We start from the raw sequence: 11,878 nt of genomic DNA, 5'->3' as shown, positions 1-11,878 counted from the left end.
AAATCCAAAATACTGCATTAATAAACAGTCTATTATCTTTGGCAACAGCTCCCCAACCTCCTTGTTGACCTGGAAGTAGAGGTGATAAAATAGACCATACTTTGTCTGAAATATCATGACGGTGAATCCATTTAGACATCTATAAATATAATTGATGTTATGATCTAAAAATATAATATGAACTACAAAACAAATATACAAAATATTTCATGACGACACTATCTAGCTCCTACCGCAGGATCATTTGCGATAGATAGCTTCATACAACAGCGCTAAACATTTTACCCGTATAAATAGTCTGCTGCGTATTAAGTAGGCTACTTTATTAGAAATAGTCAATATTAATACGTATATTCAGCTGGTCAGTTTTGATAGGCAACTTATTAGCCTTTTTAAGATTTTGATATAGGCCTATAATTTCCTTAAATTTACACACCTTTAGGTTTAAAACAAAAATTATAAATCGTACATGTTAACCATACAACAGCTCGTAAAAAAAGGGAGAAAAAAACCTTCTTCTGCATCCAAGTCCCCAGCACTTGCATCATGTCCGCAGCGAAGAGGTGTATGCATCAAAGTGTATACTATGAAGCCAAGAAAACCCAACTCTTCTATGAAAAAAGTAGCTAGAGTACGCCTCACAACAGGTAAAGAAGTGAACACCTATATTCCTGGGGAGGGTCATAACTTGCAAGAACACTCTATTGTGCTAATCAGAGGAGGGGGCGTAAAAGATTTATCAGGTGTCAGCTACTCTATTATTCGTGGTGTGTTGGATACTTCAGGTGTAAGTGGAAGGTGTCAAGGTAGATCTGTGTATGGTGCGAAAAAACCAAAAAAAAAGTAACAGGGTGACATTTAAATAGCTCCAGAAAAAGATTAATTTCAGTGAAAGCAATAACATGAGAAGAAAACAAGCTACGAAAAGAGTATTAGCACCCGACTATAAATATGGTGATCCGCTTGTGACTAGGTTTGTAAACGGATTAATGGAACGAGGCAAAAAAAGTCTTGCTTTTAGCATTTTTTATGACACCATTGAAGCAGTCTCTCAAAAAACAAAAGAAGAAGGATTAGAAATTTGGCGCAAAGCGCTCCAAAACGTAACCCCTACTTTAGAAGTCAAACGTCGACGTGTTGGTGGGGCTACGCTTCAAGTTCCCGTTGAAATAAGACCAGATAGAAGGGTATTTTTAGGTATGAAATGGTTGATTACTTATGCAAGATCCCGCGGAGAAAAGACTATGAAAGAAAAACTTACCAATGAAATCATTGCAGCTGCTAAGGAAGAAGGTGCTGCTTTCAAGCGTAAGGTAGATACCCACAAAATGGCAAGTTCCAGTAGAGCCTACTCACACTTTAACCTGAGATAAATGGCCGGCGAACTAACTTTTTTAAGAAACATAGGCATCATGGCCCATATTGATGCGGGTAAAACGACTACCACAGAACGTATTTTATATTACACAGGGCTAACCCATAAAATAGGTGAAGTACATGATGGAGGGGCTGTGATGGATTGGATGGCCCAAGAGCAAGAGCGTGGCATTACCATTACCTCTGCTGCTACGACTACATTTTGGAAATATCCTACGATACAGGGCAAAACAACTGATAAGACGCAAACCTACAAGGTAAACATCATCGACACACCTGGTCACGTAGATTTTACAGTAGAAGTGGAGCGCTCTTTGCGTGTTTTAGATGGTGCTGTTGCTTTATTTTGTGCCGTATCTGGTGTAGAACCCCAATCTGAAACGGTTTGGCATCAAGCAGATAAATATAAGGTACCTCGTATCTGTTTTATAAACAAAATGGATAGAGCCGGTGCAAACTTTTTTAATGCCTTGAATGAAATCAAGGAAAAACTAGGAGCCAATCCTGTTCCTTTGCAAATTCCTATTGGCAGTGAAGCGTCATTTAAAGGGATAGTAGATTTGATTACCAATGAAGCAATTGTTTGGAATGAGCATGATTTGGGTATGACCTACCAGGTTATACCTATTCCTAATGATTTGATAGAGACTGCTGAAGAATGGCGTCAAAAGCTGATTGAAAGTGTAGCCAGTTATGATGAACCATTAATGGAAAAATTCTTTGACCATCCAGATACCATTACACCAGATGAAATAAGAGCAGCCATTCGAAAAGCGGTTATTGACCTCTCTTTTTCTCCTGTACTTTGTGGTTCTTCCTTTAAGAATAAGGGGGTTCAGGCACTATTGGATGCAGCATGTGCCTATCTTCCCTCTCCAATAGATTTGCCTCCAGTAGCTTGTACCCATCCAGATACGGAAGCAGTAATGCTGAGAAAGCCAGAAAATGGTGAGCCATTTACGGCATTGGCTTTTAAAATCGCAACGGATCCTTTTGTGGGTAGGCTTGCTTTTTTACGGGTCTATGCTGGTACCCTAGATGCAGGATCCTATGTTCAAAACAATAGAACAGGGAAAAAAGAACGGATTGCGCGTCTGATGCAAATGCATGCCAATAAACAAAATCCCATCAATGGGGTACAAGCAGGAGACATTTGTGCAGTAGTAGGCTTTAAAGAAATTAAAACAGGAGATACCCTGACAAGTGAAAAAGATAAAGCTATATTGGAAGCAATCACCTTTCCAGAACCGGTAATTGGTTATTCTATTGAACCTAAAAAACAAGCAGACCAGGATAAGTTGACCCTATCTATTGCCAAGCTGATGGAAGAGGATCCAACTTTACGGATGGAAACCAATCGTGAAACAGGTCAAACCATTTTGAAAGGGATGGGTGAGTTGCACTTGGAAATTATTATTGATCGGCTTAAACGTGAATTTAAACTTGAAATCAACCAAGGTGCCCCACAAGTGGCCTACAAAGAAGCACTTACTGCTACGGTAGAGCATAAAGAAGTTTATAAAAAGCAAACAGGTGGTAGGGGTAAATTTGCAGATATTGTTTTTGAGATAGGACCTAGAGAAGTAGTGGAAGGAGCGGCCATTAACCCTGGATTGGAATTTGTAAATAAAATTATTGGGGGGGTGATTCCTAAAGAATTTATTCCAGCTATTCAAAAAGGGTTTGCAGCAGCTATGGAAAATGGTCCATTGGCAAACTATCCGGTAGAGTCTATGCGGGTTAAAGTTTTTCATGGTTCTTATCATGATGTAGATTCAGATGCCCTATCTTTTGAATTAGCCGCTAGAGCTGGATTTAGGGCTGCTGCACAAAAAGCTTCTCCTGTAATTTTAGAACCGATCATGTCTGTAGAAGTAGCTACGCCTAATGAGTTTACAGGTTCTGTAACCGGAGATCTTAATAGAAGAAGGGGCATTATGAAAGGAATGGATAGTAAAGGGGGCACACAAATTGTTAAAGCAGACGTACCATTGGCAGAGCTATTTGGTTATGTTACAGATCTGAGAACCATTACCTCAGGTAGGGCATCTGCTTCATTAACTTTTTCGCATTATGAACCTGTTCCTAAAAATTTAGCAGAAGCTATTATTAATAAAGCAAAAGGCATAACGGTATAGCAGCATAAGCACCAATCATATGAATCAAAAAATTCGAATCAAACTTAAATCATTCGATGCTGTCCTCTTAGATAAATCAGCAGATAGCATCGTCAAAGCTGTAAAAGCTACTAAAACAGTAGTAAATGGTCCTATTCCACTTCCAGGTAAAAAAGAAGTGTATACTGTATTGCGTTCGCCACATGTCAATAAAAAGTCGCGTGAACAATTTCAACTTTGTACCCATAAAAGACTGATAGATATTTACTCTAGTAGTTCAAAAGCAGTAGATGCATTGACCAAGCTGGAACTACCTAGTGGTGTAGAGGTTGAAATTAAAGTTTAAAGCTGCTATAAAACGAACATAAGTTTTATATAAAAAGTTACTTTTATAGATGGGTCATTGGTATATCCCTTAAACTATTTGGCTATCTAACATAAAAAGTAAAAGTCTACTTTAGGTTTTGTTAAAAAGCCATTCTTAAAAGTAAATCGTACAGCAGCTAGATAAAAATTCTAGACCAGATACTGTTTAACCATTTTGAGCATAGGCTTTTTGCAGCTTTTTATAGTATGCTTTTATCTTTTTCTATTTTTGATCGCCATGTCGTTCTTAATCTACTTTATTGCTACAGCGCTTATTGGTTTAACCATCGGATGGTGGGTGGCAAAGATCCTAAGCAAAGTAACCATTTCAACTTTGCAAAATACAATTTCCAATCTCGAAAAACATTTAGAAGCATGCCAATATCAATCTAACACATTACAAGAAAAATATCTGCATATTAGTAAAGAGCTAGCAACTTCACACGCCCATACCCACTATTTAGAGGAAAAAATAGCCGAACAAGGACAATCTGTAGAACAACTTCAAAAGCAGCTGACCATCCATTTTAAAAACTTAGCACATGAACTATTAGAAGAAAAAAGTAAAAATTTTTCAGACCAGAGTCAACGCCAAATGGAACAGTTGTTGACACCACTTAGCGAAAAAATTAAGGGATTTTCTCAGCAGGTAACGCAATACAACCAAGAAAGTTTGGAAAGAAATGTGGCTTTACGGACAGAGCTAAAACAACTCCATGACCTCAATCTAAAAATCACAAAAGAAGCAGAAGGGCTCACCAAGGCACTGAAAGGAAATACAAAATTACAAGGAGGATGGGGTGAGTTTATTTTGGAAAATATTCTTGCCCAATCTGGATTGGTTAAAAATAGAGAATATGTCATACAACCCTCTATTACTACAGAAGATGGACAAAGATTGCAGCCAGATGTAATCATTAATCTACCAGAAGGTCGAAATATTATCATTGATGCAAAAGTATCTTTAACGCATTATGAACAGTTTTTTAACAACGCGCATCCCTCGGAACAAGCTTTTCATCTTAAACAACACATTCACTCTATTAGACGCCATATTAAAATACTAAGCGAGAAGCGCTATCAATCACTTTACAACCTTCAAGGGTTAGACTTTGTTTTAATGTTTATACCCATTGAGCCAGCATTTGCACTAGCGGTTCAAGAAGAAGTCATGCTATTTAATGAAGCCTATGAACGCAATATTGTTATTGTATCACCATCGAATTTAATAGCCACTCTCCGTACGATTGCAAATTTATGGAGACAAGCCTATCAAAATCAAAATGCTTTAGAAATTGCCACCCAAGGTGGGGCCTTATATGATAAATTTGTTGCGTTTATAGAAGATGTTAAAAATATAGGTCGACAATTGGATTTAACACAAAAAAACTTCCTAGAAGCTACTAAAAAACTATATGATGGAAAGGGAAGTTTGGTATCTAGAGCAGAGAAAATGAAACAATTAGGTGCACGCACTAGTAAAGTCTTAGATCAAAAACTGATAGATAGAACCAAAGAAAACTAAAAAATCATCGAACCATCGGTCTAAACCATAGTAGTTAAACGGGTATGCCTTTGTGTTAAGGAAAATATTGGGTTGGTTTTGCTATTTAAAACTTAGTAATCACCCCGGCCATTGCTCCAAAATTATTGCCCTATTTTAGGGTAAAGATTTTTAAGGACTTATTATGAACTACAAAACTACAATATGGCCTACTAAAAAAGTATGGTTAAATTTCTATTTTATTTCGATCTTATTTTTTACAATATGGATGTTGTTTTTTGATTATCAAAATATATTTGTACAATATAGTTTGTACAAACGTTGGAAAAAATTGCAAATAGATGCGGCAGACTACACTTTTCAGATTCAAAAGATTAAAAAAGCAAAAAAAGAGCTTGCCTCTAATCCTGATTTTTTAGAGCAGCTTGCTCGTGAAAAATACTATATGAAGCGCGAGCAAGAAGATTTATACGTTATTATACCAGCATAGGGATGAGGAAACGCATAGCTAAATTTTTTAGCTGTTTTTGATAACATTTAAATCTTGTATAATAGCTTCATGTCAATTGCCATACATAGCAGAAAAATCTGTCCAGTTGGCCTAGATTTTTTAAAGAGAGTGGTCACTTTAGCAGAAATATACCAAAAACGGATAATGATTTCTAGCACTTTAGCTGAGTTATTAGATACATCTATCGTTTCGCTAAACCAACTACTCCTTTTCGATTTAACGCAGTTAAATCTACAATTAGATTTAGAATTGATCATAAGTTTAGGGGGAGATGGAACTTTTCTAGAAACTACCCATTATCTTAAAAACCATGCCATTCCTTTATTGGGTATCCATACAGGTAGTTTGGGGTTTTTAACTAGGGCTACCCAAGCAGAGGCCATTGCGGGATTAGTAGCTTTCTTTAAAGGGGAGTATACCCTAGAAGAGCGGATCCTTTTGGCCTTATATGGTTCAGATGTGCCGATTGCTTTTGCATTGAATGAAATAGCACTGGTGAAACGAGATAAAGTTAATTTACTAACCATTGATGGCTATATAGATGGGCAATTTATTACTACGTATCGGGCAGATGGGTTGATTATTGCTACCCCTACAGGTTCTACAGCCTATTCGTTGAGTTGCGCAGGCCCTATTGTATTGACTAGTTCAAATAGCTTGGTGATTACGCCTATCAGTCCCCATAATTTGGCACTACGGCCATTGGTTGTGGCTGATAGCGCGCTATTAAGTTTCGTAGTGAGGCGCGATAATAAAAAAGATATGCTGGTAGCCATAGATGGAAGGACTATCCCAATCACTATGCAAGAAGAACTTATAGTTAAAAAAGCGCCCTTTGTATTGAAACTGGTCCAGTTTAGTGAGACAACTATTTTTGATGTATTGCGTGAAAAGTTGTATTGGGGATTGGATGCTAGAAAACAATAGCGGTCACAAATCTAGTAAAACAAAAGGAACAAAACCAAACCCATGTAGGCCACAGAGGCTTCCAGCATCTAGACCAATAATTTATCATTAATATATTTTTTATATATTTTAGGTTTATTTTAAGTTTACCTTTAAAGTAAAAAAATTACTTTTTAGCATAAAATTGGTTAAAAAACTTACGCATCATACTGGCTTGTATATTTCTATACATCCATTCTATGCAAATTATTTTGACTTTGAATGTAAAAAATATTTAAGGCATGCTATTTAACCCATTATATTTTGAAATTAGGGACATCCGTTTTACCCTTATGACGGATATGGTACTAGTGGGTTGCTTCATCTATTGGGTATATACATTTTTTAAGGGGAGCGTAGCGGAAAAGAGTATGTTGGGTTTATGTATGGTACATCTCTTTTACCGGATGGCTCAAACGCTAGATATTAAACTGTTGGCATCTATTTTAAGCATATTTACAAGCCCTATTGTTCCGATTATTTTATTTCAAAGAGAGATTCGACATTTTTTATTTAGCATCGGAAAAAGTCTTTTGGGCAGCAAAGCCATGATGATACAAATGATTCCGTGGTGGAGGGATAAAAAGACCGAAGTAGATGTAACACCAGTGGTAAAAGCGGTTCAAACATTAGGTGGAAGCAACACAGGTGCGCTAATCGTTTTTACAAAAGATGGAGATCTTAGATACTATGAAGAATCTGGAGATTTGATTAACGCTGTAGTTTCTGCTCGATTATTGATTGCGATCTTCAACAAAGATAGTCCATTGCATGATGGTGCAGTGATCATTCATAGCAATAAGATCGTAGCAGCAAGGTGCATTTTACCCGTGACTGAAAATGGAAATATCTCTGCTTGTTTTGGATTGCGCCATAAAGCAGGCGTTGGACTTAGTGAAATCACAGACGCGCTGGTTTTAATCGTTTCAGAAGAATCGGGTCAAATATCCATAGCGAGAAAGGGCACAATGGAAAATAACCTATCTGCTCAAGAAATTAGAAGTACGCTAAAGGATTATATCAGTAAGGATTGAAATCCTGGATACAGATGAAAGATGTACTGTTTTTTACTAGACGCGCCCTATCTTTCATAAAAATGATTTGATTTATTTATATAAAATACTAGGAGATGCGGACCATACAATTTAGAGAAGCATTGCGAGAAGCAATGATAGAAGAAATGCAAAGAGATGAAATGGTCTTTTTAATGGGTGAAGAGGTAGCCTCATATAATGGGGCCTATAAAGTCAGCCAAGGTATGTTGGAACATTTTGGCCCCACAAGGGTTATAGATACCCCTATTAGCGAACTAGGTTTTACAGGGCTAGGTATTGGTGCAGCTATGAATGGCTTGCGTCCGATTATAGAATTTATGACTTTTAATTTTTCCTTAGTAGCCATAGATCAGATTGTGAACGGAGCTGCTAAGATGTATGCTATGTCTGGTGGTCAATACCATGTGCCTATTGTATTCAGAGGACCAACTGGTAATGCCGGTATGTTAAGTGTCCAACATTCTCAAAATTTTGAAAATTGGTATGCAAACTGTCCAGGGCTAAAAGTAGTAGTGCCTTCTAATCCTTATGATGCAAAAGGATTGCTCAAAAGTGCCATTAGAGATGATGATCCAGTTATATTCATGGAATCAGAGTTAATGTATGGTGACTTAGGAAAGCTGCCTCCAGAAACCTATTTGCTCCCAATCGGTAAAGCCCATTTGATAGCAATGGGAAACGATGTAACGTTGGTCTCTTTTGGTAAAATGATAAAAGTAGCCAATGAAGCCACAACTGTCATGAAAAAGCAAGGTATATCAGTAGAATTAATTGATTTACGTACCGTCCGCCCATTGGACTTATCTACCATTATTCAGTCCGTAAAAAAAACCAACCGCTTGGTAGTTTTAGAAGAAGCCTGGCCACTGGCCTCTATTGCCTCTGAAATAGCTTACCAAGTACAAAAGCATGCTTTTGACTATCTAGATGCACCGATTCAAAAAGTAAATAGTCTGGATGTACCGTTGCCCTATGCGCCTACATTAATAGAGGCCATTTTACCCAATGTAGCCAAAACAGTGGCGGCACTAAAGCAAGTATTATATTTAACGTAATCGATCAAAAATGGACAAAAAGTACCTTATAGGCAATTGGAAAATGTACAAAACCATAGAAGAAGCCACTTTTTTTATGCAACATTTGTTGCCTCAATTAGAGGCCATAGATAGCGGTTCATTGGCGTTATGTATTGCGCCTGCTTTTGTGCACTTACCAGCTATAAGGACGTTGCTAAATGGTTCAACCTTTATTCAGTTAGCCGCCCAAAATTGCCACCACGAGCCAGAAGGTGCTTTTACGGGAGAAGTATCTGCGGCCATGCTGGCCGATATAGGGGTAGGTAGCGTACTAATTGGCCATAGTGAACGAAGAGTCTATCAAAAAGAAGATCATTTACTTTTAGGTAAAAAAGTTAAAAGAGTATTAGAACAAGGGATGCAACCCTTTCTTTGCTGTGGAGAAAGTTTGAAGGACCGCAGAAATGGCAGACATAAAGCAGTAGTGCAACAACAGATAGAGGAAAGTTTAGATGGCATTACGGAAATAGAAAAAGTAGGTATTGCATACGAACCTGTTTGGGCCATTGGTACAGGAGAAGTGGCCTCCTTAGAAGTGATTGAAGCAATGCACAGCTTTATAAAAGAAATCTTATGGCACCAATATGGCAGTAAAAATGTCCCGATTCTATATGGTGGCAGCTGTAATCCCCAAAACGCCAAAGCAATATTTAACTGTCCCAATGTAGCAGGTGGCCTTATCGGGGGCGCTTCGCTGCGGGTAGATGATTTTATGAAAATTGTTACTGCATTACTTGAACAAAAAGATGGTACAAACTGTAATTAGAGTACAACAAATCGCTAAGATGGTGCAAAAAGAGCTAGGTATGCTTTTTTTAACAGAAGCCAAGAGGTGGTTGGGTCATGTGTTGATATCGGTTACAACGGTTCACGTAAGCGGCGATTTAAGTCTGGCAAAAGTTTACCTAAGTTTTTCGCTTAATGAGGATCAGGAAGGGTTATTAAAAAAGATGAATGACCATAAGCATACCATTAAAAGATTATTGGGCAAAAGGATGGCTGGTAAAATATACAAAATGCCCCATTTACAGTTTATACTCGACCATTCAGTTGGACAAGGTGCACGTGTGACTGCTTTAATAGATCAATTAAATTTTGTAGAGCCATAAAAGGATTTTGTAGTTTTACAGTATGGAAACGCCACGCTATAGCCCAAATGATATACAACATTTACCCAGCTTGCCGGGTATTTATCTATTCTATAACCAAAAAGACGAGGTTATTTATGTAGGTAAAGCAAAAAATATAAAAAAAAGGGTGGGTGATTATTTTGCGGCTAGCAAGGTACATAACTTAAAAACAGAGCGGATGGTGGGCCATATTGCCTCTATTGCTTATACGGCTTTAAATTCCGAGTATGAAGCGCTACTTTTGGAAAATAACCTCATCAAAGCACTACAACCACGCTATAATATTTTGCTAAAGGATGGGAAAACGTATCCTTACTTATGTATTACAAACGATCGATTTCCTAAACTGATCATCACCCGTAAAACAGTGCCTCCTTTGGGAAAATACTACGGCCCCTTTACCAGCTCCTACACCATTAAACAAACCTTAGAGGTCATTAAAAAATTATTTACTTTTCGTACCTGCAACTATAACCTTGCAAATATAACCAAAAATAAGTTTAAAGTTTGTTTGGATTACCATTTGGGCCACTGCAAAGGACCTTGCGAGAATTATCAAGATGAATCGGATTATCAAAAAGAAATAGCGCAAATAGAGGCCTTACTTAAAAACAATTTTGCCTCTGTGAAGAAGGCATTTAAAGAACAAATGGGTGCAGCTGCAGACCTACTTGATTATAAACAGGCCCAACGGTTTAAGGAAAAACTAATGGTACTGGATCAATACCAAGCGAAGTCTTTAGTGATCAATCCACTAGTGGGCGACTTAGATGTAGTGGCCATTCTTTCAGATGACACCCATGCTTTTGTAGGTTACTTGCATATTAAGCAAGGCGCGATTTCTTTTACCCAACATCGTGTGCTAACCAAAAAATTGGAAGAGGAGATGGAAGATCTATTGCCTTTGGTCATCTGTGCACTCCGTTCTTGCAGCCATAGTAATGCCCCAGAAGTTTTAGTAAACTTACCTCTGAACCTAACCATGGGCCCTTTTGCCATCAGCATGCCCAAAATGGGTGACAAGCGCAAGCTGGTAGACTTGGCACTGCAAAATGCATTATTATGTAAAAAAGACTTTTTATATCAAAAATCTAATTTTCAAGAAAAACCCAATCTAATACTGGTAAAATTACAAAATGATTTAAAATTAAAAGAGATACCTTATTGGATAGAATGTTTTGACAATTCCAATATTCAAGGCGCCCATCCAGTAGCAGCTATGGTTTGCTTTAAGGATGGCAAACCTTCTAAAAAAGACTATCGGCACTATCATATTAAAACGGTGGTAGGGCCCAATGATTTTGCCTCTATGTATGAAATCGTCAAGCGCCGTTATCAACCAAAAGAGTCATCCGGATTACCCAATCTTATTGTAATAGATGGTGGAAAAGGACAACTTAATGCTGCTATTTTGGCGCTACAGGAATTAGGTATATATGGCAAAGTAGCCATTATCAGCATTGCCAAACGATTAGAAGAACTCTACTTTCCCAATGATCCTTTTCCCTTATACTTGAACAAACAATCTTCTGCACTCAAACTGCTCCAACAGCTTAGAAATGAGGCCCACCGTTTTGCCATTACCTTTCATAGAAAACAACGTAGCAAAAGTACATTCCAGTCTACATGGAAGGCTATTCCCGGTATTGGGCCCAAGACATTAGCCGCACTATTAGAAAAATTGGGTAGCCCCAAAACGATTCAATCCAGTTCTTTATCAACCTTAGCTGGCATAATTGGGCCATCAAAAGCGAAACGATTGCATGACTATTTTTTAGACCAAGCCAATCTAGCTAA

Annotated in this window: 12 protein-coding genes and 1 pseudogene; 12 read left to right on the top strand and 1 reads right to left on the bottom strand. The window is 37.7% G+C overall.

Features of this window, described 5'->3' with window-relative positions; all coding sequences use genetic code 11:
- Positions 1 to 139 (bottom strand): annotated as a pseudogene (locus tag ACRRVB_RS02955) (IS5/IS1182 family transposase); the annotation flags it as partial.
- Between the two features lie 330 nt (positions 140 to 469).
- On the opposite strand from ACRRVB_RS02955, the gene rpsL reads away from it, so the two are divergent.
- The 12 genes from rpsL to uvrC form a co-directional block, all read left to right on the top strand.
- Positions 470 to 847, top strand: coding sequence for a 30S ribosomal protein S12 (rpsL, locus tag ACRRVB_RS02950; protein WP_432466496.1), 378 nt, complete (start codon positions 470 to 472; stop codon positions 845 to 847).
- 55 nt (positions 848 to 902) lie between these two features.
- Positions 903 to 1,373 carry a 30S ribosomal protein S7 gene (rpsG, locus tag ACRRVB_RS02945; protein WP_432466494.1) on the top strand — a complete coding sequence of 157 codons (471 nt, stop codon included), beginning with the start codon at positions 903 to 905 and terminating at the stop codon, positions 1,371 to 1,373.
- Complete coding sequence (gene fusA / locus ACRRVB_RS02940) at positions 1,374 to 3,515, top strand: elongation factor G (protein ID WP_432466492.1); 2,142 nt, start codon at positions 1,374 to 1,376, stop codon at positions 3,513 to 3,515. It abuts the gene before it with no gap.
- Positions 3,516 to 3,534: 19 nt separating this feature from the next.
- Entirely contained in the window at positions 3,535 to 3,840 is a 306-nt protein-coding gene (rpsJ, locus tag ACRRVB_RS02935; protein ID WP_014934224.1) for a 30S ribosomal protein S10, read from the top strand.
- A 258-nt stretch (positions 3,841 to 4,098) separates the two neighbouring features.
- Entirely contained in the window at positions 4,099 to 5,385 is a 1,287-nt protein-coding gene (locus ACRRVB_RS02930) for a DNA recombination protein RmuC (protein ID WP_432466491.1), read from the top strand.
- Positions 5,386 to 5,548: 163 nt separating this feature from the next.
- A complete protein-coding gene (locus tag ACRRVB_RS02925; RefSeq protein ID WP_432466490.1) occupies positions 5,549 to 5,854 on the top strand; it encodes a septum formation initiator family protein in 306 nt (101 codons plus the stop codon).
- Positions 5,855 to 5,923: 69 nt separating this feature from the next.
- Positions 5,924 to 6,802: an NAD(+)/NADH kinase gene (locus ACRRVB_RS02920; RefSeq protein WP_432466489.1), complete on the top strand. Its 879-nt coding sequence runs from the start codon at positions 5,924 to 5,926 to the stop codon at positions 6,800 to 6,802.
- A gap of 311 nt (positions 6,803 to 7,113) precedes the next feature.
- Positions 7,114 to 7,854: a diadenylate cyclase gene (locus ACRRVB_RS02915; protein WP_432466488.1), complete on the top strand. Its 741-nt coding sequence runs from the start codon at positions 7,114 to 7,116 to the stop codon at positions 7,852 to 7,854.
- A 95-nt stretch (positions 7,855 to 7,949) separates the two neighbouring features.
- A complete protein-coding gene (locus ACRRVB_RS02910; protein ID WP_432466487.1) occupies positions 7,950 to 8,930 on the top strand; it encodes a pyruvate dehydrogenase complex E1 component subunit beta in 981 nt (326 codons plus the stop codon).
- A gap of 10 nt (positions 8,931 to 8,940) precedes the next feature.
- Positions 8,941 to 9,717, top strand: coding sequence for a triose-phosphate isomerase (tpiA, locus tag ACRRVB_RS02905; protein ID WP_432466486.1), 777 nt, complete (start codon positions 8,941 to 8,943; stop codon positions 9,715 to 9,717).
- Positions 9,698 to 10,060, top strand: a complete 363-nt coding sequence (rbfA, locus tag ACRRVB_RS02900) for a 30S ribosome-binding factor RbfA (protein WP_432466485.1) — start codon at positions 9,698 to 9,700, stop codon at positions 10,058 to 10,060. Before tpiA ends, rbfA begins: the two co-directional genes overlap by 20 nt.
- 22 nt (positions 10,061 to 10,082) lie before the next feature.
- Positions 10,083 to 11,878: excinuclease ABC subunit UvrC (uvrC, locus tag ACRRVB_RS02895; RefSeq protein WP_432466484.1), on the top strand; the 1,796-nt coding region annotated here is incomplete at its 3' end.

This window comes from Candidatus Cardinium hertigii, from assembly GCF_050864855.1.
Lineage (GTDB): Bacteria > Bacteroidota > Bacteroidia > Cytophagales > Amoebophilaceae > Cardinium > Cardinium hertigii_C.
Note: the sequence above shows the minus strand (reverse complement) of the source record. Positions and strands in the feature narration are given on the sequence as shown.

Excerpts from the sequence above, each read along its gene's own strand:
- rbfA (WP_432466485.1), top strand. The coding sequence starts at position 9,698 with ATGGTACAAACTGTAATTAGAGTACAACAAATCGCTAAGATGGTGCAA.
- rpsL (WP_432466496.1), top strand. The coding sequence starts at position 470 with ATGTTAACCATACAACAGCTCGTAAAAAAAGGGAGAAAAAAACCTTCT.
- rpsJ (WP_014934224.1), top strand. The coding sequence starts at position 3,535 with ATGAATCAAAAAATTCGAATCAAACTTAAATCATTCGATGCTGTCCTC.
- ACRRVB_RS02930 (WP_432466491.1), top strand. The coding sequence starts at position 4,099 with ATGTCGTTCTTAATCTACTTTATTGCTACAGCGCTTATTGGTTTAACC.
- tpiA (WP_432466486.1), top strand. The coding sequence starts at position 8,941 with ATGGACAAAAAGTACCTTATAGGCAATTGGAAAATGTACAAAACCATA.
- fusA (WP_432466492.1), top strand. The coding sequence starts at position 1,374 with ATGGCCGGCGAACTAACTTTTTTAAGAAACATAGGCATCATGGCCCAT.
- rpsG (WP_432466494.1), top strand. The coding sequence starts at position 903 with ATGAGAAGAAAACAAGCTACGAAAAGAGTATTAGCACCCGACTATAAA.
- ACRRVB_RS02910 (WP_432466487.1), top strand. The coding sequence starts at position 7,950 with ATGCGGACCATACAATTTAGAGAAGCATTGCGAGAAGCAATGATAGAA.
- ACRRVB_RS02915 (WP_432466488.1), top strand. The coding sequence starts at position 7,114 with ATGACGGATATGGTACTAGTGGGTTGCTTCATCTATTGGGTATATACA.
- ACRRVB_RS02920 (WP_432466489.1), top strand. The coding sequence starts at position 5,924 with ATGTCAATTGCCATACATAGCAGAAAAATCTGTCCAGTTGGCCTAGAT.
- ACRRVB_RS02925 (WP_432466490.1), top strand. The coding sequence starts at position 5,549 with ATGAACTACAAAACTACAATATGGCCTACTAAAAAAGTATGGTTAAAT.